Genomic DNA, 25,909 nt, shown 5'->3' with positions numbered 1-25,909 from the left:
CAGAAGATGCTTTTTATCTTCTCGTGCGGAAGGTTCTTAGACATGAGGGTCTAGGAGGCGAAGCTGGACATATTTAAAGTGGAGGCGGCTCGTCCAGAATGTGAGGGGGATGGAGCTTCTGACGTAGAGGCGCTTTTTGCCTCATAGGAAGAAGTGAAGCCACCGAACATTCTAGCCGCTGGAACTGGATAATATATAAAGAAAGCGCCCTGCTGTGCAGGGCGCTTTCTTATTGTGTGAGCTGGGCTTGGGATGGGGGTAGCCAAGATACCCAGGTGGGTTTCTGACTAAATATATCAGCGATTTTTCAAATATATCGGTTCCGTCAAGAAGTCTGTGTAATTTGATAAGGCCCAATACATTGGTTTATCCAGTATGAATTTATAATGATTTGGTATGTGAAAAGTGAAGCTAGCTTCACTTTTCACATACCATTTTTTAAACGGTATTTTACTCCGATAACTCTGTTTCTCCATATCTTTCTTTAAATAGTTTATAGATTTTTTCATGGGCTAGACCAAATCCAGCTGTCCGTTTAGTGGTCCAACTATTGTTATAATTATTTGATACTAAATATACGATTTTCTCCACGGATTCTATACTTGGAAGGCTATTCATTGTCTTTAAACGCTTTCTGACTTCTTTAATAGTTCGCTCAATCATATTCGTTGTGTAAATATAAGATCGAATCTCTTTTGGATATTTATAAAAAGTAAGAAGAACAGGTAAATCTTTTTCCCATGAATCCACTTCTTTTTTGTATTTCTTGCCCCATTTCTCTTTGACCATTTGAAACGCTTCTTCCGCACTTGGTAAATCTGCAGCTCTATACACTTGTTTAAAATCACTTGAGACTTCTTTCTGATCGGATTTTCTTACTTTAGACAATACATTCCTCATTTTATGGACAACACAACGTTGAACATCCGCTTTCGGATATACACTTAGAAACGCTGTTTCTAAGCCAGTTAATCCATCGAAAATACCTAGTAAGACGTTCTTTACGCCTCGCTCATGTAAATTTTCTAGAATCTCTCGCCAACCACTTGCCGATTCTCGCCCACCAACGTAAAACCCTAAGATCTCACGCTTCCCTTCCAACGTAATGCCTAAGGCAATATAAATCGCCTCTTTTTCAACCGTATCGCGGCGCACACTGAAAAATAAGCAATCTAAATAGAGTGCGGTGTAATTCGACTCTAATGTACGGGATTGCCAACTTTCGATATCATTCCTAATCTTTTCGGTAATATTAGATACAGTAGTAGCTGAGTAAGGATTACCATCTAATAAACGTTCTACAAACTTCCCGACTTGTCGTGTGCTTACACCGCTTTGATATAGACTTAGAACCGCTTCCTCTAACCAACCGTCACGACGTTGATACGGTTGAAATAAGGAGGTTTGAAAGTCACCGTTCCGATCTCTTGGGACAGACAAATCTTCTATTCGTCCAAACTTTGTATCCAACATTCTTTGATAATAACCATTTTTAGAATTAGGTTCGTTTTGAGGTTCTGTCTTTAGGAAGTTTTGAATTTCCTCTCTAAGAATCATTTCTAATTTCTCTTGTACAAAGTCTTTTACCATAGCTTCAATTTGTTTACCTAAGTCTAAATTGGGTATACTATTATTAGGCATGAGGCAAAGTCTCCTTTCATTTTAGGTTCTGGATAAACCTAGGGGGTACTTTGCCTTATTTTTTGCCTAAAAATGTTTACACATACTTTTATACATCATCAATATATCGACGATAACTCCGAATATATCAGCGATTATTTCAATATATCGACGATTCGACAAGGAATATCGACTTATCAACAAATTACGACATAGCAGAGCGGGCATATACCCCTCAATATTTAGAGGAAAGAGGAGCACCTATTCATAAAGCGCCGAATTGAAGTAGTTGATGCTAAGATACTGACAAACCCATGGGGGAAATCCACCAAAATACTTGCAAAACCACTCAAAAAAATTCTCAAAAATCCTCGCTTTATCAACTAATCCACAAACTAGAAAAATAAAGTTTTCATATTAAAAAGGGCAATCTTTTGCTTTTTCTCACAATGCGAGTACAATGTAAAATAGCAAGAAAAGACGAAAAGTATTTACAGGATTATTGCGTACGCATAGCGTAAATGGCAGTAAGGAACTGAGAGGAGGTTTTTTCTCTGAATATAAATAAAGAAACAATTATCCACCTTTATCATACAAACGATATACATAGTCATTTTGAAAATTGGCCGCAAATTTCTCGGTTTGTACAAGGAGAGAAAAAGCGAAGACAGGAAGCGGGAGAGACTGTTTTGACTGTAGATATCGGCGATCATGTGGATCGTTTTCATAGTATTTCGGAAGCGACGAATGGGCTTGGCAATACGAAGCTTTTAAATGAGGCGTTATATGATTATGTAACGATCGGAAATAATGAAGGAATTACGTTAGCGAAGGAGCATTTGAATCGTCTATATGATGATGCTGGATTTGAGGTGCTTGTCGCGAATTTATTTGAAAAAGAAGGAGTACGTCCAGAGTGGGCAAAGCCTTATAAATTACATACAACGACAGATGGGATTACGATTGCTTTTATCGGATTAACGGTTGCGTATCCAGAGTTTTATCAAATGTTAGATTGGCATATTGAAGATCCAATCGAGCATTTAGAGTCTATTTTAGAAGAAGTGAGAGATGAGGCTCATATAACGGTTGTCCTTTCTCACCTTGGAAAAAGCATGGATGAGCATATGGCGGAGCAGTATGATATAGATGTTATTTTAGGGGCACATACGCATCATTTATTTGAGCGTGGTGTTCTTATGAATAATACGTTACTTTGCTGTTGTGAAAAGTGGGGACGTTACGTTGGGCACGTTCAGCTTACTGTGGATAAAGAGACGAAGAAGCTGTTGAAAAAGGATGGTAGAGCGATTAAGACTGAACGTTTAGGTGCTTATAACAAACCATTATCCACAATTGAAGCGCTGCAGGAAGAAAGTAAACATATTATGGAAGAGCCTGTCGTTCATTTAAAGGAATCATTACCGGTTGATTGGTTTCATGAGACAGCATTTTCGCACATGTTAGCAAATGCGCTGAAAAACTGGTGCGGTGCAGAGATTGGCATGGTGAACGCTGGTGTACTTCTTGAAGAATTAGAAGAAGGCGTTGTGACGCGCGGAGATATTCACAGAATTTGTCCACATCCAATTAATCCATGCCTATTAAAAGTGCCGGGGAAAACGTTAAGAGAAGTGATCTTGAAAGCACGTCGCCCGAATATGGAGAACCTTGAGGTAAAAGGGTTTGGATTTCGGGGGAAAGTAATGGGGAAAATGATTTACGCTGGTGTAGAAGTCATTCCAGATATGATTCCCGGGAATAAAATTTTACTCGAAGATGTATTAATTAACGGAGAATCGCTTGAGTTAGATCGTATATATACAGTCGGAACGATTGATATGTTTACATTTGGGTACTTATACCCAGAGCTATCCACACTTTCTAACAAACAATATTATATGCCAGAACTACTTCGAGATGTGTTAACAGACATGTTAATAACTTATACATCTTCTGTCAAACTATAGGCTAGTTAACTTGTAACACTCATTTTTCTCTTGTCATACAGATAAGAAAGAGAGGAGTGTGAACTATGGTTAATGTGGAGCCAATTATAATCGATAATTATACGTTTATTGCGGTTAGCGTCAAACTTCCAAAGACAAATTTGCTAGCTGTAATGAGCGATAAAGGATATATTATGTGCGGTGCATTAGATGTAGGTCTTTTAAATGAGAAGTTAGGAGATCGTGGTATTATTGCTGGCCGCGCGGTTGGTGTAAGAACGATTGAACAACTTCTTGAAGCACCGCTAGAATCAGTAACGATTGAAGCCGAATCTTTAGGTATTACGGCTGGCACAATCGGAAAAGAAGCATTATTAAAAATGAGATAAGCATATATCGTCCCTCCTTCTTGCATAGAAATGATATAAGAAGGAGGTTTTTTTATGAGTATATTTCGTTCGAAAAATTCGCGGTTTCGAGGGGGGCCTATTTCCTTTCGGCACATACTGCTTATGTCGTTTATTCTTTTTGTCATATTACTCGTACAAGGATTATGGATTGTGAATAGCAGCATTCAGCCGACGTTAATGAAATATGGAGAAGTAGAGACACATAAAATGGCGACAGCGGTTATGACGAAGGCGGTAAAAGATAGAATTGATGAGGGATTCGATGTCGATTCATTAATGAAAGTACAAAATGATAAAAACGGGAAAGTATCCACAATTAATTTAAATACGAAGCAAGTAAATGAAATCGTAACGTCAACGACCACATACATAGAAAAGTATTTACAGCAAGTAGAACAAGGGAATTTGAATGGACTAGGTATTTCTGAAAAAAATGGGGCAACGATGGCAGTTCCGTTTGGCCGTGTAACAAATAATGCGCTTCTTGGAAATATCGGACCCGACATTCCAATTGATTTCACAACGATTGGTCATGTAAATACGGATATTAAACAAAAAATTGAGCCGCACGGAATCAATACGACAGCTATTCAAATTATTATGGAGATGGAAGTAACGTTGCAAGTCATTATTCCATTTCATACGAAAGAAATAAAAGTGAAACAAAATGTTCCAATTGCGACGCGCATCGTTCAAGGGGAAGTGCCTACGTATTATGGAAGCGGAAGTGTTGTTGTACCTGATAAAAAGAAAACGGATAGTTAGTCGAATATAAAAAATAACCGTAGCAATGTGCTACGGTTATCGTTTTGTATTCGCGCGTTCTTTTCGCTCCCAAAGACTTAAGTGCATGTAGGGGTCGAAAGCCCATTCTGTATAACCATTGTCTTTATACATGCCGAAATGTAGGTGGGGCGGGAATTTTCCAGCTGTGCCGGGAGGGCCGTAACCGGTGCTACCAACAAATCCGATTACTTTTCCAGGCTCGACAATTTGTCCAAGCTGTATTTCTTTTGAGAATCCGCCTAAGTGAGCGTAATAATGATAATTGTTATGAAGGTCACGAATACCGATGCGCCATCCGCCAAGGCGGTTCCAGCCTTTTGTTTCAATAATGCCATAGCAAGTGGATCTTACTGGTACGCCATAGCCTGCGAATATATCGGTTCCTTCATGAACCCTTCTTCCCCCAAAACTTCTTCCAGCGCCAAAAGTACTACGGTAGCTATGGTCACTGCGAATCGGAAGAGGGAACGCATTTCCTTCTAAATTAATACGTCCGTAATGTTTATAAATTTGGGCGTATTCGGTAATTAAATCAACTGTTTTTGCACGTCTATAATATTCCCAGAGCATGATTTTAATGCGTTCTTCTGACGTTCCTTGTTTCTTTAAAATCGTTGCTGCTGTATGCAAAAGATCACGGTCGTTATTTGCATTTGCAAATCCATCTTTGTCACCATCTAAACCTAACCCGCCAAATAGAGCAATTGTATGGGGGAGAGTGTCGTTACCATTAACAGGTCCAGCCCATATTTCTCGTTTGAAATAAAGGGAAATGATGGCATCTGGTTTTTTCGGAATATCTTTTCTTACGCTCCGTATATTTCTTTCGTATTGATCCATTGCAGCTAAGTAATACCACGGAATGCCTGAAGATTGCTCGGTTTCTTTATATAGTGCCATGCGCTTTTCGTATATGCTTTGCTGATTATCTTCACCGTAAGCGATGTTTTGGTGGAGAAGAAAGCAAATCGAAAGCAAAAGAGAAATTTTTCGAAGCATGAAATAGACTCCTTTCACATCATCACTCTTTTTAGTGTGGGATATACGGAGTATTTCATTATAGGGAACGATTGGAAAAAATCTTAGAATCTTCATTTGAGCAAATCGCTTTCATACGTTAGAATAGATATGTTACATTGAAAGAAGCGAACACGGTAAACTATTTCATATTGTGCGGAGTTGATAACCATGACAAAACAAACAGAATATAAGCGCAAGCCCGAATGGTTGAAAATTAAGTTAAACACGAATGAAAACTATACAGGCTTAAAGAAAATGATGCGTTCTAAAAATCTTCATACAGTTTGTGAGGAAGCAAAATGTCCGAATATTCATGAATGCTGGGCTGTAAGAAAAACAGCAACATTTATGATTTTAGGTGCGGTTTGTACACGTGCTTGTCGTTTTTGTGCGGTTAAAACAGGCTTACCAACTGAGCTTGATTTACAAGAGCCAGAACGCGTAGCAGATTCTGTAGTACAAATGGGCTTAAAGCACGTTGTTATAACAGCGGTTGCACGTGATGATTTAAAAGATGGTGGAGCAGCTGTTTTTGCTGAAACAGTACGCGCTGTACGTCGTAAAAATCCATTTACGTCAATCGAAGTATTACCATCTGATATGGGTGGAGTAGAAGAAAACTTAAAAATGTTAATGGATGCAAAACCAGATATTTTAAACCATAACATTGAAACAGTACGTCGATTATCTGACCGAGTTCGCGCTAGAGCAAAATATGATCGTTCATTAGAGTTTTTACGTCGAGCAAAAGAAATGCAGCCTGATATTCCAACTAAATCGAGCATTATGGTGGGCTTAGGTGAAACGAGAGAAGATTTAATTGAAGCAATGGATGACTTACGTGCAAACAATGTGGATATTTTAACTCTTGGACAATACCTACAACCATCTAAGAAGCATTTACCAGTTCTTAAATATTACCCACCAGTGGAATTTGCAGAGCTAAAAGAAATTGCACTTAGCAAAGGCTTTAGCCACTGTGAAGCTGGCCCACTTGTGCGTTCTTCTTACCATGCGGACGAGCAAGTTCGTTCTGCAAAAGAAAACACAGCAGAAGCAAAATAATGAAAAAAGGGAGCTAATGATTAGCTCTCTTTTTGTTTGTACTCCAAAACAGTATTTGAACATGTTAATAAAATCTTTTTTAATTCTTCTGTGGATAATTCAATTGTAAATTCAGGTACACCAGGTGTAATTAAAATTTTATCGTACGTATAAATAGCGTTATCCACAATAATTGTTACATCGTGTGAATACCCGAAAGGAGCTACACATCCTGGCGTACAACCAGTTTTGTCTCGCAGTTCATCAGCGGAACAGAGAGATAAGCGTTCTCCTGTTAGTTCTTTCATCTCTCCGCGGTTAAGCCTTGTGCCCTCTAACGTGAAAAATACGTAATAATCTCCAGCCTTTGATTTTAAAAATAAGCTTTTACTTGGAGTACCTTGTAAGCCAAGCCTCTCGCGTACGATCCGATCTGTCTCATAATCGAGTACCGGTTCGTGTTCGAATTTTTCATAAGAAACATTTGTTTTATGTAGTAAAGCAAGTACATCTTCGTACATATGGAGTGATACCCCTTTCTATTATTGGTACAGTTTCTTCTCGTGGCGTCAACTGAATGTGTTGGAAAGAGATATTACTTGGACGGTGCTTTCCATAATCGTTTTAGGCTACATTGTTCATCAATTGTAATTTCGTACATATCAGGATTCGTTAAAGCTCTCCATTCATGAAAGCCGATCGTATGATCAAAGTGCTTTAAAATGAGCGTAAGTAAGTTTCCATGTGTAACGAGTAATATTGTAGTATGGTTTAATTTTAAAACGTCTTCGATAAGCGATATAGCACGGTCCGTTGCTTGTTTTGTTGACTCTCCGCCTGAAAAGGCAATATCTATATTTGTAAAAGTAGATTCTAGTTTTTGCATCCAATCGTCCATTGGAACGTCGCTTAATATGCGTTCAGCTAATCGTTCATCTTCTTGGATAGACAAATTAGCTTGGAGTGCATAGGGCCGAATAGAATCGATAGCCCGCACAAATGGGCTTGAAATAATATGATCTATTTGTAGTTGGTTTTCTAAGAGGAATGTAGCAAGGGTGTTTGCTTGTTTTTTTCCATCGGTCGTTAATTCGGCATGACGTTCTTGTCCAGCGGCTGAACAATGTCGTATTACAATGATTTTCTTCATAATTCATCCCCATCTTTCAAGTTGACGCTATATACTTCGACAAATGCGGAAAAAATTCCTTTTTATCCCGCTTTAATGGGCAGTAAGACCCCCACCTCAAAATTCAGCGCAAGCAAAGAAGTTAGGTGGGGGTCGGGCTGCCCATTAAAGTCCGATTGGTGAGGGCTGATAATCAGTGGGGGATGAAGAAAACCCCCACTGATTAAAGTTTCACTTTATTGGAAACGGCATATTGATCTAAATATGTGGAAAAGTAATGTGGATAATAGAAAATCGAGGTGCAATGATGAAAAAAATGCTATGTATTGTATTTGTGATTTGTTTTCTCTCACAACTGTCCACAACATATGCACAATCCAATCAAAAGTTAGATTATCCGAGCAATCGAAATAAGTCATTTGTGAGCGAAGATGTGTTTTACGAACAGTTAGATAAGAAAATGTATAAAGAATACAATAATGCAGCGTATAGTGTTCGAAAAAAGATTTTATTTAAAGAAGTACCCGACGAAGAATTTTCCTTTTTACAAAAAACAGCCGCGGGTTGTCGGGGTGAAGTAGTGCTTCAAGATTCTTTTATTCACCCTGATCGCCAAGTTTATTTTTTCGCTTCCTTTTCTCAAAATGAAGTAGAAGAGTTACACAAGTACATCGTTATAGATGCAGAAACAAAGAAGGAGCTGCAAAGCGGTAAAAGTTATCATCGCTATGATAATCTTTATAAAAATAACCCACCAACAGGCGGGTTATTTTTACTTTGGCACACTCATTAATTTCTCTTTCATTTTACGAATAAGAATGATAGCGCCAATTGTGAAGAGAAGGGTGATTCCTTCTGCAACAAAGATGTTAATTGTTTTCGTTTGGTAAAGTGCCGCGAAGAAGTCTACAAGTGCGTGGAATAGTATAGCGTACACAAGGAAGATATACTTCTTCTGTTTTACTGCGTATAAAACAAGCATTGTAAAGGCGATTTGCAGCACGAGTGCCATAATTCTTTCTAAGCTGCCAAGGAAGTATAAGTAGGCAGGTTGCTGAATTAACATGTCTTGTAGGCGGCTTAGTTCTGGCATTTTTTCGACCATCTGGGCGAAGCTACCGTTGTTAATTGAATTCGCAAATATAAGTGCTTGGAATGCAGAGAATCCGCCAACTAAAATGGATTCAATGCCGCCGTGACCAATTCCGTAAGCGAAGCCATCTTTATATTCTTGATATTTTTTTAGTAAGAAGAAGAAGGCAACAAAGCGTCCTAATTCTTCAAAAATACCAGCAGTGAGTCCGCCATAAAGTGCGAAGACAAATGGATTTTCTAAAATTGGAGCGATTGCTGGATTACCGCGCATAAATAGGTGGAATGGTGTTTCGAGAATTTGGGTAAATCCGATAAAGATAAGAACACCAACACCGACTACTTTCCAATTTATATTATATTTTTTACGGAAATAAACGAGTACAATAATTGGGACCAGAATCGAGACAATGAGTTGAAAGATGATGCTGGCAATTACAGTATTTGAAACCATATTTTCACCGCTTTCTAATATATGTACATATCTATTATGCATGAAATATTTTATAAAGAAAATGAATTTACTTATTGACTCTAACGTTGCGTCATACTTTATCGTATGTAGTAAGGGGGAGATACACATGGCAATGAAGGTAAAAGAAGTAGCTAATTTAGTTGGAATTAGTGTGCGCACACTGCATCATTACGATGAAATTGGGTTGTTAACCCCAGATGAGACGACAGAGTCTGGATATCGTCTGTATTCCAATGAAAATTTAGAGACGCTGCAGCAAATTTTATTTTTTAAAGAATTAGGCTTCCCTTTGAAGAAAATTAAAGAAATTATCATGAGTCCATCATTTGACCGGGAAGAAGCATTGCAGCTTCATAAGAAAATGCTTCTTGAAAAGCGGGCTAGGTTAGATAAAGTGATTGCGACGATTGATAAAACAATTCAGCATACAAAAGGAGAGATTGAAATGACGAATAAAGAGAAATTTGAAGGCTTCGATTTCAGCCATAATCCGTACGAAGAAGAAGCACGCGAAAGATGGGGAGACGCAGCTGTAGATAAAGCGAATGAATATGCGAAAGGTATGTCTAAAGAAAACCAAGAAGAGTTTAATACGATTTACAGAAACTTAGCGGCGCTTAGACACGGAGCACCAGATTCTAAAGAGGCACAAGAAGCAATTGGAGTATGGTACAATTACTTGCAAAAATTCGGTGAATATTCATTAGATGCTTTTAAAGGACTTGGTCAAATGTACGTCGCTGATGAGCGCTTTACGAAAAATATCGATAAGTTTGGTGAAGGATTAGCTCAGTTTATGTGTGATGCAATGGAGGTTTACGCAAATCGTAAGAAATAGTAAAAAATAAAGAAGATGGAGGTTTTCTCCACCTTCTTTATTTTTTTATCATATCATTCAAAGTCTGATCCCCCGTATTGTTCAAATGAGGATTTTTACTCATTTCACGTTTTAACATATCGAGGCTTTGCGTATATTCTGTATCATTTAATGCGCCAGATTGGAGCCCTTGAATTTGAGAAATCAACTTTTGGTCTGTTGATACATATGCTTTATAGTAGCGAGGGACGATGGACAAAGCAGCTCTATATACTTGATCCGCTACGAGTTTCGGATCCGTTGTGTTTGCACGGTATACAACAAATACTTCATCGTCTGTAACGAGCGTAGCAGCATTTGTAACGTCAGGGAGTTTGACTGTCATGCTTGTAATCATTTCAGCAACTTTCTCACGGTTAATGGCTCCTACTTGTTTATTAGACACTTCATGCTTTTGTTTAGATGAATAACCGACTCTCGTTAATCGTGTATTTGTATTTTCCGTATGATACATGTCGTTTTTGTTGGAAACAAGAACACGACTTCCTTCTTCACGTTCCATTTCGGCTTTATTCGTTGATTGGCAGCCTGCAAATAAGGAAAGAGTGAGAAGAGAAAGTATAATTTGTTTTTTCACGATGTATCACCTCCTTCTCCATAGCATGCACTAATTTGCAAATTTTTGTATTTGAAATTGTTGGTTGGTATGCTTTGTGATACGATAAAAAGAAGAATGCTTAGAGAGGAAGTTAATGATGGAGCAAAAGCAAGAGATTCATGCTACGGTGAGCATTAATAATGTGCAGTACGAAGTAATTAAAAACTTTCGTGACGGTTTTAGTGAAGAAGCATTTAAAGAGCGTTATGCAGAAATTTTAAATAAATATGATTATATCGTTGGAGACTGGGGTTATGAGCAACTTAGATTGCGCGGTTTCTTTGATGATAGTAACCAACGTGCGACATATGATACGAAAATTAGTACGTTATCGGAGTATTTATACGAGTATTGTAACTTCGGTTGTGCACACTTCGTATTACGAAAAGTGAAGAAGTAAAAAAATCCTCTTACGATTGTAAGAGGATTTTTTGCATTATAAACAAATTGATATATAATCGCCTTCAGAAAGTATTGTATTTGGTTTCATTTGTTGTCCGTTCAATTGAATATCCCCGTTTTTAATTTTATCCACAATGAGTGTACGGCTCCAGTCGGAAATATATGTGGATAAAGCTTTATCCATTCGGTGGGAACCGAAAACGAGGTCTAATACAATCGTGATTTCGGCTATGCCACTTTCTTTATGCTGTGTAATGGAAATGGTAGTAGTTGTTTCTGTTTGATCTTGTTGCGTCATATCGATTGTTTCCACATGATCAGTAAATGATTTATAAATACGAAGCTTTTGGTTCCACGTATGATCTTTCGGACATTTATAAATGGCAAAACGATATATATTTTTTCCGTTGGCGTTATGCCTACGAATATTTGTGTCAGTAAATAGGGTAGTGCGTCTGCAATTTTTACAATACTTTTCGATTGTGTTTTGCTCGTTTTCATATAAACTCCAAGAAAGTTGTACTTTCTGCATTTTCCTTCACCTCTTATAGTAGTGGTAAAGGAGCGTAATACAGCTATTTGGATGTCTTGTAGTATGAAGACAGGAGAAATAGATAAAAATAAAAGGAGGTTCCCCAAAGAGGAACCTCCGTAAACATCATACTACAGATGCGTTACGCTCCTTTGTAATGGGAATGGGCAGACTACTCCCTTGAAAAAGCGTGGTGCTTTTTTGAGAGTAATGCTATCCAATTGCTGGTCCATTACAAAGTAAATGTTGGCATACGTAGATAACGTCCTTTCTATCCAAATAGATTTATTCTTCATTATAACATAAAGATTTGAAAATTCAAAATACTTAAAGCGAAAAAACACCAGCTAAAAAGCTGGTGCCTAAGATAAATTATATAAGTTCAAATAAAAATGAGCGTAGTTCTTCTGCAATTTCTTCAGTCATAGAAAATGCGTGCTCTAAGTAGCCTGGTTCGTTTAAATCGTCGGCGCCGATGATTGCAAATTTATTACGCTGCATATCAAGGACAATTGTTTTACCGTAATGACGATCGGAGTATAGTAGCGCTAAATCATGACGCTCATTTTCTCCCATAAAGCTAACGAAACGAGTTTTTGTAGCGACAGTGTCGTCGTACAGAAAGAAACGTTCTTCCATACACATGGCTCCTTTTATTAAATATCTAAGTTTAAGTGTGGCTTATGATCTAAATGGTGATGCGTTTTAATGAATCGTACTGTTCTTGTTTTGTAACGCATTACGATAGAGTATGTTTCAGCTAAATCTCCGCCTAGGAATTTCACGCCGTCTAATAACTCACCAGCAGATACACCAGTTGCTGAGAAGATTGCATCATCACCAGATACTAAATCGTCTAACATAAGAAGTTGACGAGGATCTTCTAATCCCATTTCACGACAACGAGCTTCTTCTTCTTCGTTCATTGGAACTAAGCGAGCTTGCATTTCACCTTCAAGGCATTTTAATGCTGCTGCAGAAATAACGCCTTCTGGAGCTCCGCCAATACCTACGAATAAATCAATACCAGTTCCAGGTAGTGCTGTTGCGATTGACGCACCAACATCACCGTCACCAAATAATTTTACACGTGCACCTTTAGCACGAACACGATCGATAATATCTTGATGACGTTCACGTTCTTGAACGATAACTGTTAGATCGCGAATCTTTTTATTGTTAGCTTCTGCTACAATTTCAATTGTTTTTTCAATTGGATCATCTAAGCTAATTTTACCAGCTGCTTTTGGACCAACCGCGATTTTTTCCATGTACATATCAGGAGCATGAAGAAGGTTTCCTTTATCTGCGATTGCGATAACTGCCATTGCGTTTGCAAGACCTTTTGCAACGATGTTTGTACCTTCTAATGGATCAACGGCGATATCTACTTCTGGACCGTTACCTGTTCCTAGTTCTTCACCAATATATAACATCGGTGCTTCATCAAGTTCTCCTTCACCAATTACAACTGTACCTGCCATGTTTACTGAATCGAACATATCACGCATTGCTGTAGTTGCTGCATCATCTGCTTCGTTTTTCTTTCCGCGGCCCATCCACTGTGCGGATGCTAATGCTGCTGCTTCTGTTACACGGACAATTTCTAGTGCGAGTTCACGTTCCAAGATTCCATTCCTCCAATTTCAAAAATCATACAAATATAACTATAACAAATAACGGGGAAAAGGTGAATTCGAAAAATTGTCGATTTTTTCAGAAGAAAGCGTTACAATTAAAATGTAAATGCTTTAATTTCCAGGTAGGTGACATTCATGTATTTTGTAGACAGAAAGAAAATAGAACAAATGCTAGTATGTTTAGAACGAGCAACAAGTACATTTCAAGAGAAAAAGATATATGAAACCGAGTTTGAATTTTACGCATTAGAACGCATAGCTCATCTAATGATTGATTCTGTATTAGATGTAGGGAATGCGATGATTGATGGATTTATTATGCGCGATCCAGGAAGTTATGAAGATATTATCGATATTTTAATGGACGAGCGAGTGATAAGTACAGAAGATGGACAAGGGATGAAAGAAATTATCCTTCTTCGAAAAATGCTTACGCAAGATTATATTCAAATGAATCATGATGAATTATATAAGACGATTCAAAAACATATTGCAGTGGTAGAGAAATACCCAGCAAATATTCGCAGTTATTTAGAGAAGGAATTAGGACCTGTATCTGCATTTGTACCAGAATAATTATGCTTATAAGATCCCCAGAGAATGCCTTTTGGGGGTCTTATATTGTATGTGAGGGAGAAGGGTGAAGCATGGGGGAAGCACGTACGACAAAAGATGAAATTGTGCAGTTGTTGAAAGTAAAGGGAGAGCACACCGTAGCGGAACTAGCTGAAGTTTTAGAGATTACAGAAATGGCAATTCGAAGACATTTAAGTAATCTTGAGAAGGATGGTTTCATCTATTCCAAGATGGTAAGGCAACATGTCGGAAGACCAACTTATTTGTATGGATTAAGCGAAAAGGGAGAAGATACATTTCCGAAAGAGTATAAGCAATTTGCGATTGATATGCTAGAAGATTTAGCTCGAATGGGCGATGAAAAAATACTTCGTTACGTTTTAAAAGAGAGAACGAAGCGTATGGAAGAACAGTTGCAAAAGCGAGTGAGTAATCAAAAGAATTTAGCATATAAAGTGCAAGAGATAGCAGCTATGCAAGAGAAAAATGGTTATATGGTTCAAATTAAGAGAGACGGAGAGAACTCTTTCGTAATTGAAAAACAAAACTGTCCGTTAAAGGAAATTGCAGAGAGATTCCCGCAAGTGTGTGAAGATGAAAAAGAGATGTATAATCGTTTATTTGCGGGCGCAGATGTGAAGACGCTAGCAAACATGTGCGAGGGCGATTGTAGTTGTTCTTACCAAATAAAAGAGAAAAAATGAACGTTATGGGGCGCTTTAAGGTAAAGCGTTTTTTTCTTTTGGAAAAGCGGGTAATATAAGAGTGGTATGATAAGGTGAGAACGTTAGCATAGAAGGAGAGACATAATCGATGTATAAAGGTTACTTAATTGACTTAGACGGTACAATGTATCGCGGAGAAGAACAAATTGAAGAAGCGAGCGACTTCGTCAAAGCGTTAGGAGAGCGTGGTATTCCATATTTATTCGTTACGAATAACTCAACTCGTAAACCAGAACAAGTGGCAGAGAAACTTGTTCGTTTCGATATTCCAGCGAAAGCAGAGCAAGTATTCACAACGAGTATGGCAACAGCAAACTTCATTTACGAACGTAAACAAGACGCAACTGTATATATGATTGGTGAAGAAGGCTTACATGATGCACTTGTGGAAAAAGGATTTGAACTTGTGGATGAAAATCCTGATTTCGTTGTTGTTGGTTTAGATCGTGACATCACATATGAAAAATTAGCAAAAGCTTGTCTTGCTGTACGTAACGGCGCAACGTTTATTTCTACAAATGGAGATATTGCCATTCCGACTGAGCGCGGATTATTACCAGGTAACGGTTCATTAACATCAGTTGTAGCAGTATCAACAGGTGTGGATCCAATCTTTATCGGAAAACCAGAATCAATCATTATGGAACAAGCTTTGAAAGTGCTTGGTATAGAAAAGAATGAAGCCTTAATGGTTGGGGATAACTATGATACAGATATTTTAGCAGGAATAAATGCTGGCATGCATACGCTTCTTGTCCACACTGGAGTCACAACTGTGGAGAAGTTAACAGAATACGAAGTTCAACCAACGCAAGTTGTGCATAACTTGACGGAGTGGATTGAGAAGATGTAATGAAGAAAGCTGTTCCAAACTTTGGAGCAGCTTTTTTTGATATTTGCGGGCACCCGATTAGTGTGAGCTAATATTCAGTTGTGAATGGTGTCGATTTTTGTCGGTAAGTCGATATATTTAGAAAATCGCCGATATAATCTGAGTTGCGCTGATATATCTTAAAAACCGCCGATATCATTGTATTTAAAATGCACGATTCACAACATCTTTAACCTCTTCAAGATATTGTTTACGCACACTGTCATCCACAGAAGGAACACTTGTATAGAATGTATGCTCAATTGTTTCAATACCTGTAAATTCAAAAATGCCAACATCTGCTGTTTTCTTCATTGCGTCAAACATACCGCCTGCTGTGTATGCTTCTTTCGTATTTCCCATTGTAGATAATAATAAGCCTTTTTTACCACTTAATAACTTCTCAATACCATTTTCACCGTAAGCATAAGCGAAGCCGTGGCTAAATACACGGTCAACGTATCCTTTTAAAATAGCAGGAAGTCCCGCCCACCAAACTGGATAAATAAATGTAATGCTGTCAGCCCAAGAGATATGCTCTTGCTCTTCTTTAATATCTTCTGGTGTGTTTCCTTGAGAAAATGAGATGAAATCGGAAGCGCCTAATACTGGGTTGAAGTTTAATTCGTATAGATCGCGAACGCGTACTTCATGACCTTTTTCTTCTAATTCACTTGTTACTGTTTCTAAAATCGCATGGTTGAAGCTTTCTGTATTTGGGTGTGCATAAACGATTACATGTTTCATTGTTCTTCCTCCTATTTGTGGATATGTGAATGGTTTCTCTGTAACCATTATTGTTACTTCTTTTACGAAAGTCAAGTAATACATATGTATAAAAAGACGCCTCAAATCGTCTTTCTATACCCCGCTCATACAAAGAACAAAGAAAACAAATAAAATGATGACAATACCAATGCCGAAGTTAAATACGAGAGTACTATCCATATTATGTAACCTCCTTGTTTGAAAGTAAAAAGCACTCTAGCCAAGAGTGCTTTTTTATTTTAAGTCTACTTCGCAACGTTTAGAAAGGGATTCATGCGTGTAAAGAGTTATATTATTTTATGTGTTTATGCTTTGAAATGAGTAAGTCCTTGTGAGGTATAGAAAAAAAGACACTCTTTCGAGTGTCTTTCAAGATGACAAAATGTGCCAATTGCTTGAGTTTGATAAGGCGCTAATATCCGTTTTAACGCCTTTTCTTTGATCAAGAAGTGTAGCAACAGCGATTCAAATGAATTGTACCATTTGTTCCGTGGGCGTGCGTATGCAATTGTGCATATTTCAATTAGAGGGAAATGAGGCACGAAAAATGAATGAGTATATATAGAATATTTGATAAGGGGAGAGAAGGATGGATATACATAAGTTAACGGTAGAAGAAGCAAATGAGATAAATACGTGGACGTACGAAGAACCTTATAATTTATATAGCTTTTCAGGCGAGGAAGAAGTAATAGAAGAATTATTAGATGGGACGTATTATGGTTGTTGTGATGATAAGGGAGAGTTTATCGGCTATTTTTGTTTTGGGGAAAATGCACAAGTGCCAGGGGGAAGAGATGCTCATTTATATGGTGGGGAAGATGTAATGGATATCGGACTTGGCATGAAGCCGGAGTTAACAGGGAAAGGGCTAGGGAAAATGTTTTTTCAAGCTGGGATAGCGTTTGCTGTTAAAGAATGTAAGCCGAAAACGTTTCGACTTAGCGTAGCGACATTTAATACAAGAGCGATTACGCTTTATAAAAACATAGGTTTTCAGCAAGGTCCTATTTTTTTGAGCCGTGGAAGAGAATTTATGCTTATGGAATACGAAAGACCGTCAGTATGAAAATGACGGTCTTTCATATTTTATTATTCCGAATGCTCAGCTCTGTGCGCTAAACGGCTTGAAGCAGCGGCAGCGATTCCGCCAACGATATCGTCAAGGAATGTATGCACTTTTCCAGTTGATTTATCATTTAAGTATTCTAAAATACCAGGTTTTAATTTATCGATATATCCAAAGTTTGTGAAACCGATAGAGCCGTACACATTAACGATAGAAAGTGCGATCACTTCATCAATTCCGTATAAGCCTTCATCACGTTTTACGATATCTTGTAACGGCTCACTTAACATTCCTTTTTCAGCGAGAACATCGAGCTCGATACCAGTAATTAGTGCGTTTTGTACTTCACGTTTTGATAATACACGCTCAACGTTATAACGGCATTCTGACATCTCTAAATTTGGATGATATTTTTTTTGAAGAAAATGAACAAGCTCAGCAATATCATCAATTGTTACACCGCGTTCTTGTAATAGTTGCAATGCTCTTTCTTGTAGTTGATTTGATTCTTTCATGTTTATCACCTTTTTTTCTTTTTAGTATTTGTATACGTTTCGTTGCTTTATCATGTGCATAGGAATGAAAGGCGAGCACAAGCTCATATATATAAAGAAAAACCATAGGTGGCGACTGCGATGATTCATCATATTTATGAGCATTATCATATGCATGTTAAAGAATTAATCCCCCTTGGCCCCTATAAAAGCTTTTGGATTCGCAACAAAATTTATGTACTTGTTCCAATTGGAGAAATGGAGGAAGAAGTACTTGTAGAGATGAAAAAGCTCAGTGATTATATGAACCAGCAAGGGGATATAACTGTAGCGACTTTCGTTCCGACTATACACGGCTACTATGTAAGTGAGATAGAAGAACAAAATTACTGCTTATTAAAAGGTATGCGCGCGTTAGAACGACATGCTATGTCATTAGGAAGTGAGCTTTCTATATTCCATAAACGAGGTGCATTCTTTCCAGAAGAAATTGAGCAACTAAGCCGCATTGGTGAATGGAAAGCATTATGGGAAAAAAGGCTCGATCAATTAGAAAAGTTTTGGCAATCACAAGTGATGAACCACCCTACAGACGTATTCGATCAATTGTTTATTGAATCCTTCCCGTATTACTTAGGAGTTGCGGAAAATGCCATTCAATATGTTGTTGATACAGAAATGGATGACACACCGCAACTAACGGATGCAGCAACCATTTGCCAAGAACGATTCACACCTTTATTATGGCATCAAACGAAGCGTCTCAAACTCCCTTTTGATTGGGTGTATGATCACCCAACTCGAGATATAGCAGAATTAATCCGTTATATGATGATTGAAAAAAAGAAAGACTGGGAGAAAACAATCGTTCAATTTGTTACAGATTATGAACGGAATTATTCGCTATCCTCATTTGGGTGGCGCCTATTATTTGCAAGGCTCCTGTTCCCGCTTCACTATTTTGAAACAGTCGAACGATATTACCAAACAGGAAACGAAGAACAAAAAAGCATGTATAGAGATCGTTTAGAAGCCATTTTACACGATGTGAACCGCTCTGAGCAATTTATGAAGCATTTTTATGGCTCACTCCGTTTACCAGTTGATAAGCTTGGGATTAGAAAATTAGATTGGCTGTCTTAAAAATATAAAAAAGAGACCGATTGAGGTCTCTTTTTTATATACCACAATTGTATGTAATACATTATGCCCCTACCTGTTGATCTGCACATATATTTAAAATGAATTGATGTTGTTCAATTTTTTCATTTACTTTACTCAATAATTCTTGCTGGATTTCTTTAAATAAAAATTGATAGCTCGCATTCCATGTCGGTATAACGGATGAAAGGTCTAATAAATACTCTTTTTTCTTTTCTAGTTCTTGAATTGTTAAAAACGTGTTCCCCATTTTTGGCATGTGTCGTCCCCCTATGTTTTTTACTTTATATGTGTGAACGATTCACTATATAGTATCAATTATCGCATTTTTTGAGAAGGATTTCCAATTTTGCTTTATGATGTTAACGGATAAATGTGATTTGTATAAAAAAAGGAGACCAAATTTGGTCTCCTTTTAGCAAGTGGCTTTGAACGAGCCGCTTCCGCTTTTAGATAATATCTAGCTCCAGCGGCTAGAACAGTCGGCCATTTCGCGCCTTCCTGTGAGGCAAAAAGCGCCTCTTCATCAGGAGCTCCAATGACCTCCTGTTCTGAACGAGCCGCTTCCGCTTTTAATTAAAATACTTGTTCTACTTCGATAACGCCTGGTACTTCTTCAAGTAATGCGCGTTCGATACCAGCTTTTAGTGTGATTGTAGAACTTGGGCAGCTTCCGCATGCACCCATAAGGCGTAATTTTACGATACCTTCTTCAATGTCTACTAATTCAACGTCTCCGCCATCGCGAAGTAAGAATGGACGTAATTTATCTAATACTTCTAGTACTTGTTCTTGCATATGTGGGTTTTCCATTTTTATCGACTCCTTTCATCAGTTTTATTATAATCAAGATAGAGGGGAAAATCTATTTTTTCTGTTCTTGTTTTATTGCCGAAATTTTTTATCATGTTTACAACGTGTTTTTTCAGTATAGGGGTATGGAATAAGTTTGTAAAATGATGTGCTTATGTAATAAGACATCTGAATATACTGTCAGAACAAGAAGTGGGGGAGAAGAAATGGTTAATGTGCAAGTGTATGGGACGAAAGTAATTTGTGCGAGCTGCGTTGGAATGCCATCTTCAACAGAAACGTTTGAGTGGCTACAAGCGGCGATTGGTCGTAAATATGAAGGACAAGAAAATAAATTTAATTTCGAGTATATTGATTTTCAAGAAGAACAAGAAGATGAAGATAAAAAAGCATTCGCGGAGCGCGTAGTAGAGGAAGATTTATTTTATCCGGTCGTTCTTGTAAATGGAGAAATTGTTGGAGAAGGAAATCCTCGTTTGAAGGATGTTTACGAAGAAATCGAGAAATATTTATAAAGCAGGAAGCCTTTGCGAATTTGCAAAGGCTTTTTTTATTGGAGGGATAGATGTGGAGAATGTAGTAAAGCATGCGTTACCGAAAGAAGTAGAGCAGTTGATGGAGCAGTACATAGTAGGACTGAAAGAAATTTTTTTAGATGAAAAAATAGTCGGGGTATATATTTACGGATCCATCGCACTCGGTGCATTTCATGCAGAAACGAGCGATGTTGATTTTGTCACGGTAATAAGTGATCCCGTGAATGAAGCTGAAAAACAGCAACTTGTAGAGCTTCATAAGAAACTTAGTGGTAGTACGTTAGGGAAAAGAATGGATGGTATGTATATTCCGCTTGCTGATTTAGGAAAATACAATGATGAAATGAATGAGTACGTGTATTGTGCAGATGGTAAGGCGAATATAGGAAATTGGGATATTAATGCAGTCACATGGTGGACATTGAAAAATCAAGGTATTACAGTGAGCGGGAAAGAAGCAGAAGACCTTTCGTTCCAAATAAGGTGGGATGATGTAGTAAATACGATGAAATACAACGTAGAACAGTACTGGAGCGGGAAGGCGAAGCAGCCATATTTATTCTTTATAGAAGAATGGGTAGAATCAGCGGTCGTTACGATGGGGCGCATTTTATATACACTAAATTATAAAACAATCGTTTCAAAAGATAGAGGATTGCAATACTTGTTAGAACATTCAGCGGAAGAGTGGGAGCTTTTATTAAAAGAAGTAGCGAGAATACGGCAAAATCCAAAAGAAAAGCGAATGCTCTCAAGGTGGAGAAGGGCAGATATGACGAAGAGGTACTTACTGCATTTGATTGAAACATGTAGAGAGAAATGGTAGGGAAGAAAATGGACAATACAGTTGAGTGTATTGTCTTTTTTTACGTTTAATTTGGTATATAATGGTTTAAAAGGTTTAATTATACTGGAGGGGATATAGTGGACACGGAATTAGTTACATATGAAGAAAAGAATGTACAAATGAGTATGCTAGAAGTAATCGGTATGATCGTAATTATTTTTGGGGTAATGTACGGAATTGGTTATTTGAACTTTTTATATGAATTCTCATTATATCCGTGGTATGTAAATCATCTCATTTCACCCTTCACGTTTTGTATGATTATTGTAATGTATGCACCGGCAAGAAATTACTGTGTGCATTTACTAAAATCAATACAATTCAATAACTCAAAACATTATGTAACAATAATAATGACAATGATCGTACTGCTTATATATCTTGCGGTATTAAATTTAGTTTTACCACATGGGCTTCGTGTAGGGGAATCTAATATAGTAATAGAGCCTACTAAAAATGAAATCATTTTATATGTAGTTGTACTCACGATTTTTGCGCCGATTTGGGAAGAGCTTGTATTCCGAGGTATGTTTTTTATGAAATTATCTCAGCGCTTCTCTACACTTAGTAGTGCCGTTATAAGTGCTTTCATATTTACTTTAGGGCATCCCCTTACTTTAGCTAGTATGTTATATATTTTTGGTATGGGTGTATGTTTAGCCTACACATATAAAAAAACAAATAATTTACTCGTTCCAATTGGAATTCATGTATTAAACAATGCATTTTATTTATTATTGAATTTTCAACTGTAAAAAGACGTCCTTTTGAAAAGGGCGTCTTTTCTATTTTATAGTAAGTAGAAAGGGATTTATATGCATTGTGTAGAGGGAAGGTAATACACAATATAAATAGTTTCATGTGAAACATTTTTCATTATCAAATATACAAAATGCTTAACTTAGTGTATTAAACTCATCATTCATAAGTATTCTAATATATTAAAAAGTAAAATGGAATAATAAACGGTAAATTGTAGGAATATATTCGATTTCCATTCATTTTTATGAAATATATGTCCTTTTTGTTAGATTCCTTCTTTTTATTTCTATAAAATACACGTATGTAGATATGAGAAAAGGATGATGTACGTGAAGGAAACTGTTTTACAAGAAAAAATTTCTCCGCAAGAGTTGCATAAAGTTGTTCAAAAGAATACAGCTTATTATGACTTTAAGTGGGGCAAAGTAGAAAATCCAGCGCAAGGGAATACGTGGAATTGGGTAGCCTTTTTCTTCCCAACTTTTTGGTTAGCTTATCGTAAAATGTATAAGTTGTTTATTATACTTACGTTATTAGCGGTACCTAGTATCATTGTAACTCCTTTTATAGATATTCCAGATGGGATTTATTTAACATGTAGTTTAGTTCTTCAGTTAGGAACGATGATATTTACTGGATGGCAAGGAAACCGTTTATATTATAAGCATGCTGTTCGTGTATTACATAAGGGAGAAGATATGCCAGATCATGAGAAGGCGTATTACTTACAATCAAAGGGTGGCGCTAGTTTTGCTGGTATGGTTGGTTTCCAGGTTATAGTTGGAATCGTGTTTGGTGGAGCTATGTTCGGACTCTCACTTTTACCAACTGAGCCAAATATTAAAAATGTCGTTCGTTCAAGTAGTGAAGGTGTGACTTTAGAGATTATGACGGATAATCCAACTTGGAAGTTTGTGAAGAAAGAACAAGATTATGATGTAGTAGAATTTACTGGTTATGATTATGCAGAGAAGAAGAACGTGAAAATTAAATTTGCTGTTTATTTTAGTGAAGACTATTTTGAATGGCAAGAAGTACATGAAAATAATAAGAAGTTAAGTGAAGAAGAGTTAGAAGAATATCAATTTTACATTGAAGAAAATGGTTGGGGGTTCTAGTGAGAACTCGTTCATTTTGAAAAGGGGAATCTTGTGAAGGTTCTTCTTTTTTACTGGGAAACACCATACGAATTGAAATTTTGTAAAATACAATAAAAAATGAGAATTTGAGGTAGGCTTGTCAATAACGTGAGACTATGGCACTATATAGAAATGCTATACAAATTTTATTTATCGAGATGTAAACATCAATTTTGATTTTTACGTATAAATAATGAACGGAGGAAATAAATTTATGGCTACTTTACCAAATTGTCCAAAATGTAATTCAGAATATACGTATGAGGATGGCGTTCTTTTCGTATGTCCAGAATGTGCTCATGAGTGGGGCCAAGAAGCAGAAGCTGAAAATAATGATGGTGCAAAAGTTGTAAAAGATGCGAACGGAAACGTTCTTCAAGACGGCGATGCTGTTACTGTCATTAAAGATTTAAAAGTAAAAGGAACTTCTTCAGTTGTGAAGATCGGTACGAAAGTAAAGAGTATCCGTCTAGTTGATGGCGATCACGATATTGATTGCAAAATCGACGGTTTCGGAGCTATGAAGTTAAAATCACAATTCGTTAAGAAGGCGTAAGTAAATAAAAAGAGGAGGCGTATAGGCCTCCTCTTTTTATTATGTCATTTTTTGTCGATAAGTCGATATTCCTTGTCGAATCACCGATATATTTCAAAAATCGTTGATATATTTTGAGTTATGATAGATATATTCGAAAAATCGCCGATATAATTTCATTTATCATGAACAGTGCACAATTTAACTCCCGCCATAGTCTACTTCTTTCAACTGACAACGCTTATTAAAGAATGTTTTATAGCCAAGCTGTAAAAAGATAATGACAGCAAAAGCAGTACTTCCTGAAATACCAAGTATAATTGCGATTTGATATTGAATGGCTGTAAATGGTGATACACCAGATAAGATTTGTCCTGTCATCATGCCTGGTAAGCTTATAATTCCCATTCCGACCATAGAATTGATCGTTGGTAAAATGGCAGAGTCAAAAGCGTCGCGTATGAGCGGAGCAGTTGCTTCTTTCGGCGTTGCGCCGAGCATAAGTGCTCCTTCAATTTGACCTCTTTGCGATTTCATATTGTTTAAGAACGTATTTGCACCGAGAGAAACACCAGTCATAGCATTTCCAACTAACATTCCTGTAATCGGAACGATATATTGCGGCGCATACCAAGGATCATGTCCGATAATAACAAAGATAAATAGTAGAAGTGGCCCAATGGATCCGGCTACCATAGAAAGAGCGGCTACTCGTTTTAATTCTTTGGACATTGGGATATTAACTCGTTTATAAATATTAAAAATTGCAAAGGTAGTAATAGAAGTAATGAGAGCAATTGTATAAAATGGATTACTATTTTCAAATACGTATGTAAGGACATATGCAACGAGTACGAGCTGAATCGTCATACGGAACGTTGCGAGCGCGATTTGTTTTTCGCGAGGTATCCCTTTTAATTTCACGAGCCCGATTAAAATAAGAATGAAAATATACGCAGCGGCAAGTTGCCAAATTTGGAGTTCAATCACGCCCTTCAAGTGAGAGCACTTCCTTTCTAGTTGCACCGTTTGCTTTACTAATCTCAATAATATCGTCTGCAATTTCTTCTGGAAGCTGTTGTGAGTGTGTGATGAAGATGACTGTTTTTTTCTTTTCTTTTGCTAGCATAGTGAATTGCTTCATAACGCGTCGTTCTGTATCGCTATCTAACGCCGAAGTTGGTTCATCTAATAAATAGACAGGTGGATCCATAAGTACGATACGTGCAAAAGCAAGTCGTTGTTTTTCCCCGCCTGATAATGAATCAGCGTTGTCTTCTAAATTTTTTTCCAAGCTAACAGTCGTTAATGCACTTCGCAAGGCAGCATCATTTGGAAATGGTTTTTCAGAAAGATGAAGTCCCATTAATAGATTGTTTTTAATGGTTCCATCGAAAATAGGTGGCGTTTGCCCAAGCATGACTACTTCACGTCGTAATTGAATAGGGGGATAGTCAGAAATCAATTTTCCGTTATATTCAATTGTTCCAGATGTTGGAGATTGTAGATCATTTAACATACGGAGCAATGTGCTTTTTCCGCTCCCACTCTCGCCGATAATACATGTGATTTTTTCTTTTTGAATCTGTAAATAAGGAATGTGCAGTATATCTTTATATGTAACGTCTTTTAATCTAAACATAGATGGCTCCTTTCTGATTCTAGTTCTATCGTATCAAAAAAGAGAAGGTAACGGTTATAAAGAGCAACGTTTTTTCTTCGTCTTAATTTCTATTAATAAGTTAAGTAAACGATCTAATTCTTGGCTGAAAGAAATTACTTTATGATGAGTGAATCCGTACTTTTCAACGAGATAGATCAATTCTTTCTTCTTCGCTTCTATGCGATCATTTAGTTTCGTTACGTTCATAAGTGAAATGAAATGCCTCCTGTAAAAGTATTTACAACACAAAAAATAAGACCGAATGAATTCGGCCTTAAAGGAAATAAAACAACTTATCAATAGCATACACTGTTTATTGGTAGTTTTTAATATGAAAATGAAAAATAAATCATGATTCATATTGAGAAAGATGTGT

General features: G+C 37.2%; 33 protein-coding genes. 17 read left to right on the top strand and 16 right to left on the bottom strand.

The genetic code is table 11. The annotated features are described in order from the left end of the window. Nucleotides 1-450: 450 nt before the first annotated feature. Nucleotides 451-1,641: an IS256 family transposase gene (locus BGI23_RS24175; protein WP_044790599.1), complete on the bottom strand. Its 1,191-nt coding sequence runs from the start codon at nucleotides 1,639-1,641 to the stop codon at nucleotides 451-453. A 533-nt stretch (nucleotides 1,642-2,174) separates the two neighbouring features. Between BGI23_RS24175 and BGI23_RS24170 the strand changes: the two genes are divergently transcribed. The 3 genes from BGI23_RS24170 (at nucleotide 2,175) to yunB (ending at nucleotide 4,744) form a co-directional block, all read left to right on the top strand. Continuing rightward, a complete protein-coding gene (locus tag BGI23_RS24170; protein WP_369805092.1) occupies nucleotides 2,175-3,590 on the top strand; it encodes a bifunctional metallophosphatase/5'-nucleotidase in 1,416 nt (471 codons plus the stop codon). 65 nt (nucleotides 3,591-3,655) lie between these two features. Continuing rightward, nucleotides 3,656-3,958, top strand: a complete 303-nt coding sequence (locus BGI23_RS24165) for a YunC family protein (protein WP_000248464.1) — start codon at nucleotides 3,656-3,658, stop codon at nucleotides 3,956-3,958. A 54-nt stretch (nucleotides 3,959-4,012) separates the two neighbouring features. Beyond that, nucleotides 4,013-4,744, top strand: coding sequence for a sporulation protein YunB (yunB, locus tag BGI23_RS24160; RefSeq protein ID WP_070807088.1), 732 nt, complete (start codon nucleotides 4,013-4,015; stop codon nucleotides 4,742-4,744). A 36-nt stretch (nucleotides 4,745-4,780) separates the two neighbouring features. On the opposite strand, the gene BGI23_RS24155 is transcribed toward yunB, so the two are convergent. Beyond that, nucleotides 4,781-5,764 (bottom strand): M23 family metallopeptidase, encoded by a 984-nt coding sequence (locus BGI23_RS24155; protein WP_046198697.1) that lies wholly within the window; start codon nucleotides 5,762-5,764, stop codon nucleotides 4,781-4,783. A 189-nt stretch (nucleotides 5,765-5,953) separates the two neighbouring features. Between BGI23_RS24155 and lipA the strand changes: the two genes are divergently transcribed. Further along, a complete protein-coding gene (lipA, locus tag BGI23_RS24150; RefSeq protein ID WP_070807087.1) occupies nucleotides 5,954-6,850 on the top strand; it encodes a lipoyl synthase in 897 nt (298 codons plus the stop codon). Between the two features lie 20 nt (nucleotides 6,851-6,870). Here the strand turns inward: lipA and BGI23_RS24145 are convergent, their stop codons facing one another. Then, complete coding sequence (locus BGI23_RS24145; protein ID WP_000272743.1) at nucleotides 6,871-7,350, bottom strand: YbaK/EbsC family protein; 480 nt, start codon at nucleotides 7,348-7,350, stop codon at nucleotides 6,871-6,873. 74 nt (nucleotides 7,351-7,424) lie between these two features. After that, nucleotides 7,425-7,979, bottom strand: a complete 555-nt coding sequence (locus BGI23_RS24140) for a histidine phosphatase family protein (RefSeq protein ID WP_070807086.1) — start codon at nucleotides 7,977-7,979, stop codon at nucleotides 7,425-7,427. A 256-nt stretch (nucleotides 7,980-8,235) separates the two neighbouring features. On the opposite strand from BGI23_RS24140, the gene BGI23_RS24135 reads away from it, so the two are divergent. After that, a complete protein-coding gene (locus tag BGI23_RS24135; RefSeq protein WP_070807085.1) occupies nucleotides 8,236-8,751 on the top strand; it encodes a hypothetical protein in 516 nt (171 codons plus the stop codon). Here BGI23_RS24135 and BGI23_RS24130 read toward each other — a convergent pair. Next, nucleotides 8,731-9,546, bottom strand: coding sequence for a YhfC family intramembrane metalloprotease (locus BGI23_RS24130; protein WP_002163480.1), 816 nt, complete (start codon nucleotides 9,544-9,546; stop codon nucleotides 8,731-8,733). The two genes, BGI23_RS24135 and BGI23_RS24130, sit on opposite strands and share 21 nt — an antisense overlap. 85 nt (nucleotides 9,547-9,631) lie before the next feature. Between BGI23_RS24130 and BGI23_RS24125 the strand changes: the two genes are divergently transcribed. After that, the gene (locus BGI23_RS24125; RefSeq protein ID WP_001241001.1) at nucleotides 9,632-10,363 is read left to right on the top strand and encodes a MerR family transcriptional regulator; all 732 of its coding nucleotides are present in this window, start codon (nucleotides 9,632-9,634) and stop codon (nucleotides 10,361-10,363) included. 37 nt (nucleotides 10,364-10,400) lie between these two features. Here BGI23_RS24125 and BGI23_RS24120 read toward each other — a convergent pair whose 3' ends face one another. Then, nucleotides 10,401-10,979, bottom strand: coding sequence for a YhcN/YlaJ family sporulation lipoprotein (locus tag BGI23_RS24120; protein ID WP_000744038.1), 579 nt, complete (start codon nucleotides 10,977-10,979; stop codon nucleotides 10,401-10,403). A 118-nt stretch (nucleotides 10,980-11,097) separates the two neighbouring features. Here BGI23_RS24120 and BGI23_RS24115 point away from each other — a divergent pair, with 118 nt between their 5' ends. Beyond that, nucleotides 11,098-11,400 (top strand): YutD family protein, encoded by a 303-nt coding sequence (locus BGI23_RS24115; protein WP_000435941.1) that lies wholly within the window; start codon nucleotides 11,098-11,100, stop codon nucleotides 11,398-11,400. Between the two features lie 36 nt (nucleotides 11,401-11,436). On the opposite strand, the gene BGI23_RS24110 is transcribed toward BGI23_RS24115, so the two are convergent. From BGI23_RS24110 to glpX, 3 genes are all read right to left on the bottom strand, one after another. Continuing rightward, the gene (locus tag BGI23_RS24110; RefSeq protein ID WP_001174568.1) at nucleotides 11,437-11,934 is read right to left on the bottom strand and encodes a hypothetical protein; all 498 of its coding nucleotides are present in this window, start codon (nucleotides 11,932-11,934) and stop codon (nucleotides 11,437-11,439) included. 372 nt (nucleotides 11,935-12,306) lie between these two features. Beyond that, nucleotides 12,307-12,573, bottom strand: coding sequence for a DUF3055 domain-containing protein (locus tag BGI23_RS24100; RefSeq protein WP_000392606.1), 267 nt, complete (start codon nucleotides 12,571-12,573; stop codon nucleotides 12,307-12,309). A gap of 17 nt (nucleotides 12,574-12,590) precedes the next feature. Further along, nucleotides 12,591-13,562 (bottom strand): class II fructose-bisphosphatase, encoded by a 972-nt coding sequence (gene glpX / locus BGI23_RS24095; RefSeq protein ID WP_000439090.1) that lies wholly within the window; start codon nucleotides 13,560-13,562, stop codon nucleotides 12,591-12,593. A 147-nt stretch (nucleotides 13,563-13,709) separates the two neighbouring features. On the opposite strand from glpX, the gene BGI23_RS24090 reads away from it, so the two are divergent. From BGI23_RS24090 to BGI23_RS24080, 3 genes are all read left to right on the top strand, one after another. Further along, on the top strand, nucleotides 13,710-14,150 hold the full coding sequence (locus BGI23_RS24090; protein ID WP_000274015.1) for a DUF86 domain-containing protein: 441 nt from the start codon (nucleotides 13,710-13,712) through the stop codon (nucleotides 14,148-14,150). A gap of 71 nt (nucleotides 14,151-14,221) precedes the next feature. Continuing rightward, entirely contained in the window at nucleotides 14,222-14,854 is a 633-nt protein-coding gene (locus BGI23_RS24085) for a helix-turn-helix transcriptional regulator (RefSeq protein WP_070807083.1), read from the top strand. Nucleotides 14,855-14,963: 109 nt separating this feature from the next. Next, nucleotides 14,964-15,728 carry a TIGR01457 family HAD-type hydrolase gene (locus BGI23_RS24080; RefSeq protein WP_000276467.1) on the top strand — a complete coding sequence of 255 codons (765 nt, stop codon included), beginning with the start codon at nucleotides 14,964-14,966 and terminating at the stop codon, nucleotides 15,726-15,728. A 183-nt stretch (nucleotides 15,729-15,911) separates the two neighbouring features. On the opposite strand, the gene BGI23_RS24075 is transcribed toward BGI23_RS24080, so the two are convergent. Next, nucleotides 15,912-16,493 carry an NAD(P)H-dependent oxidoreductase gene (locus BGI23_RS24075; RefSeq protein WP_070807082.1) on the bottom strand — a complete coding sequence of 194 codons (582 nt, stop codon included), beginning with the start codon at nucleotides 16,491-16,493 and terminating at the stop codon, nucleotides 15,912-15,914. A gap of 610 nt (nucleotides 16,494-17,103) precedes the next feature. Between BGI23_RS24075 and BGI23_RS24065 the strand changes: the two genes are divergently transcribed. Continuing rightward, a complete protein-coding gene (locus tag BGI23_RS24065; RefSeq protein WP_061402131.1) occupies nucleotides 17,104-17,583 on the top strand; it encodes a GNAT family N-acetyltransferase in 480 nt (159 codons plus the stop codon). A gap of 23 nt (nucleotides 17,584-17,606) precedes the next feature. Here the strand turns inward: BGI23_RS24065 and BGI23_RS24060 are convergent, their stop codons facing one another. After that, the gene (locus tag BGI23_RS24060; RefSeq protein WP_000665103.1) at nucleotides 17,607-18,098 is read right to left on the bottom strand and encodes a phosphatidylglycerophosphatase A family protein; all 492 of its coding nucleotides are present in this window, start codon (nucleotides 18,096-18,098) and stop codon (nucleotides 17,607-17,609) included. Nucleotides 18,099-18,218: 120 nt separating this feature from the next. On the opposite strand from BGI23_RS24060, the gene yutH reads away from it, so the two are divergent. Next, nucleotides 18,219-19,220: a spore coat putative kinase YutH gene (gene yutH / locus BGI23_RS24055; protein ID WP_000581271.1), complete on the top strand. Its 1,002-nt coding sequence runs from the start codon at nucleotides 18,219-18,221 to the stop codon at nucleotides 19,218-19,220. 61 nt (nucleotides 19,221-19,281) lie between these two features. On the opposite strand, the gene BGI23_RS24050 is transcribed toward yutH, so the two are convergent. Together BGI23_RS24050 and BGI23_RS24045 are read right to left on the bottom strand one after the other, a co-directional pair. Beyond that, nucleotides 19,282-19,497, bottom strand: a complete 216-nt coding sequence (locus BGI23_RS24050) for a hypothetical protein (protein ID WP_001125488.1) — start codon at nucleotides 19,495-19,497, stop codon at nucleotides 19,282-19,284. Between the two features lie 317 nt (nucleotides 19,498-19,814). Then, nucleotides 19,815-20,051 (bottom strand): NifU family protein, encoded by a 237-nt coding sequence (locus tag BGI23_RS24045; protein WP_000431159.1) that lies wholly within the window; start codon nucleotides 20,049-20,051, stop codon nucleotides 19,815-19,817. Between the two features lie 206 nt (nucleotides 20,052-20,257). On the opposite strand from BGI23_RS24045, the gene BGI23_RS24040 reads away from it, so the two are divergent. The 5 genes from BGI23_RS24040 (at nucleotide 20,258) to phnA (ending at nucleotide 23,891) form a co-directional block, all read left to right on the top strand. After that, entirely contained in the window at nucleotides 20,258-20,566 is a 309-nt protein-coding gene (locus tag BGI23_RS24040) for a YuzD family protein (protein ID WP_000248590.1), read from the top strand. A 52-nt stretch (nucleotides 20,567-20,618) separates the two neighbouring features. Next, a complete protein-coding gene (locus BGI23_RS24035) occupies nucleotides 20,619-21,413 on the top strand; it encodes a nucleotidyltransferase domain-containing protein (protein WP_070807328.1) in 795 nt (264 codons plus the stop codon). Nucleotides 21,414-21,511: 98 nt separating this feature from the next. Further along, a complete protein-coding gene (locus tag BGI23_RS24030) occupies nucleotides 21,512-22,189 on the top strand; it encodes a CPBP family intramembrane glutamic endopeptidase (protein ID WP_070807081.1) in 678 nt (225 codons plus the stop codon). 330 nt (nucleotides 22,190-22,519) lie between these two features. Beyond that, nucleotides 22,520-23,314 (top strand): DUF2628 domain-containing protein, encoded by a 795-nt coding sequence (locus BGI23_RS24025; RefSeq protein WP_070807080.1) that lies wholly within the window; start codon nucleotides 22,520-22,522, stop codon nucleotides 23,312-23,314. Between the two features lie 235 nt (nucleotides 23,315-23,549). Further along, complete coding sequence (gene phnA, locus BGI23_RS24020; RefSeq protein ID WP_000212737.1) at nucleotides 23,550-23,891, top strand: alkylphosphonate utilization operon protein PhnA; 342 nt, start codon at nucleotides 23,550-23,552, stop codon at nucleotides 23,889-23,891. Nucleotides 23,892-24,071: 180 nt separating this feature from the next. On the opposite strand, the gene BGI23_RS24015 is transcribed toward phnA, so the two are convergent. Genes BGI23_RS24015 through BGI23_RS28230 form a run of 3 tightly spaced genes read right to left on the bottom strand, consistent with a single transcriptional unit; the run spans nucleotide 24,072 to nucleotide 25,740 of the window. Continuing rightward, nucleotides 24,072-24,869, bottom strand: a complete 798-nt coding sequence (locus BGI23_RS24015; RefSeq protein ID WP_070807079.1) for an ABC transporter permease — start codon at nucleotides 24,867-24,869, stop codon at nucleotides 24,072-24,074. Beyond that, a complete protein-coding gene (locus BGI23_RS24010) occupies nucleotides 24,853-25,512 on the bottom strand; it encodes an ABC transporter ATP-binding protein (protein WP_070807078.1) in 660 nt (219 codons plus the stop codon). Before BGI23_RS24010 ends, BGI23_RS24015 begins: the two co-directional genes overlap by 17 nt. Nucleotides 25,513-25,566: 54 nt before the next feature. Beyond that, nucleotides 25,567-25,740, bottom strand: a complete 174-nt coding sequence (locus tag BGI23_RS28230) for an aspartyl-phosphate phosphatase Spo0E family protein (RefSeq protein ID WP_001103328.1) — start codon at nucleotides 25,738-25,740, stop codon at nucleotides 25,567-25,569. Nucleotides 25,741-25,909: the final 169 nt, after the last annotated feature.

The organism is Bacillus sp. ABP14 (genome assembly GCF_001831375.1).
Taxonomy (GTDB): domain Bacteria; phylum Bacillota; class Bacilli; order Bacillales; family Bacillaceae_G; genus Bacillus_A; species Bacillus_A paranthracis.
Note: the sequence above shows the minus strand (reverse complement) of the source record. Positions and strands in the feature narration are given on the sequence as shown.

Bases quoted from the DNA above. Each gene is read 5' to 3' on its own strand.
- BGI23_RS24175 (WP_044790599.1), bottom strand. From the start codon at position 1,641: ATGCCTAATAATAGTATACCCAATTTAGACTTAGGTAAACAAATTGAA.
- BGI23_RS24165 (WP_000248464.1), top strand. From the start codon at position 3,656: ATGGTTAATGTGGAGCCAATTATAATCGATAATTATACGTTTATTGCG.
- yunB (WP_070807088.1), top strand. From the start codon at position 4,013: ATGAGTATATTTCGTTCGAAAAATTCGCGGTTTCGAGGGGGGCCTATT.
- BGI23_RS24155 (WP_046198697.1), bottom strand. From the start codon at position 5,764: ATGCTTCGAAAAATTTCTCTTTTGCTTTCGATTTGCTTTCTTCTCCAC.
- lipA (WP_070807087.1), top strand. From the start codon at position 5,954: ATGACAAAACAAACAGAATATAAGCGCAAGCCCGAATGGTTGAAAATT.
- BGI23_RS24145 (WP_000272743.1), bottom strand. From the start codon at position 7,350: ATGTACGAAGATGTACTTGCTTTACTACATAAAACAAATGTTTCTTAT.
- BGI23_RS24140 (WP_070807086.1), bottom strand. From the start codon at position 7,979: ATGAAGAAAATCATTGTAATACGACATTGTTCAGCCGCTGGACAAGAA.
- BGI23_RS24135 (WP_070807085.1), top strand. From the start codon at position 8,236: ATGTGGATAATAGAAAATCGAGGTGCAATGATGAAAAAAATGCTATGT.
- BGI23_RS24130 (WP_002163480.1), bottom strand. From the start codon at position 9,546: ATGCATAATAGATATGTACATATATTAGAAAGCGGTGAAAATATGGTT.
- BGI23_RS24125 (WP_001241001.1), top strand. From the start codon at position 9,632: ATGGCAATGAAGGTAAAAGAAGTAGCTAATTTAGTTGGAATTAGTGTG.
- BGI23_RS24115 (WP_000435941.1), top strand. From the start codon at position 11,098: ATGGAGCAAAAGCAAGAGATTCATGCTACGGTGAGCATTAATAATGTG.
- BGI23_RS24110 (WP_001174568.1), bottom strand. From the start codon at position 11,934: ATGCAGAAAGTACAACTTTCTTGGAGTTTATATGAAAACGAGCAAAAC.
- BGI23_RS24100 (WP_000392606.1), bottom strand. From the start codon at position 12,573: ATGGAAGAACGTTTCTTTCTGTACGACGACACTGTCGCTACAAAAACT.
- BGI23_RS24090 (WP_000274015.1), top strand. From the start codon at position 13,710: ATGTATTTTGTAGACAGAAAGAAAATAGAACAAATGCTAGTATGTTTA.
- BGI23_RS24085 (WP_070807083.1), top strand. From the start codon at position 14,222: ATGGGGGAAGCACGTACGACAAAAGATGAAATTGTGCAGTTGTTGAAA.
- BGI23_RS24080 (WP_000276467.1), top strand. From the start codon at position 14,964: ATGTATAAAGGTTACTTAATTGACTTAGACGGTACAATGTATCGCGGA.
- BGI23_RS24075 (WP_070807082.1), bottom strand. From the start codon at position 16,493: ATGAAACATGTAATCGTTTATGCACACCCAAATACAGAAAGCTTCAAC.
- BGI23_RS24065 (WP_061402131.1), top strand. From the start codon at position 17,104: ATGGATATACATAAGTTAACGGTAGAAGAAGCAAATGAGATAAATACG.
- BGI23_RS24060 (WP_000665103.1), bottom strand. From the start codon at position 18,098: ATGAAAGAATCAAATCAACTACAAGAAAGAGCATTGCAACTATTACAA.
- yutH (WP_000581271.1), top strand. From the start codon at position 18,219: ATGATTCATCATATTTATGAGCATTATCATATGCATGTTAAAGAATTA.
- BGI23_RS24050 (WP_001125488.1), bottom strand. From the start codon at position 19,497: ATGCCAAAAATGGGGAACACGTTTTTAACAATTCAAGAACTAGAAAAG.
- BGI23_RS24045 (WP_000431159.1), bottom strand. From the start codon at position 20,051: ATGGAAAACCCACATATGCAAGAACAAGTACTAGAAGTATTAGATAAA.
- BGI23_RS24040 (WP_000248590.1), top strand. From the start codon at position 20,258: ATGGTTAATGTGCAAGTGTATGGGACGAAAGTAATTTGTGCGAGCTGC.
- BGI23_RS24025 (WP_070807080.1), top strand. From the start codon at position 22,520: ATGTACGTGAAGGAAACTGTTTTACAAGAAAAAATTTCTCCGCAAGAG.
- phnA (WP_000212737.1), top strand. From the start codon at position 23,550: ATGGCTACTTTACCAAATTGTCCAAAATGTAATTCAGAATATACGTAT.
- BGI23_RS24010 (WP_070807078.1), bottom strand. From the start codon at position 25,512: ATGTTTAGATTAAAAGACGTTACATATAAAGATATACTGCACATTCCT.
- BGI23_RS28230 (WP_001103328.1), bottom strand. From the start codon at position 25,740: ATGAACGTAACGAAACTAAATGATCGCATAGAAGCGAAGAAGAAAGAA.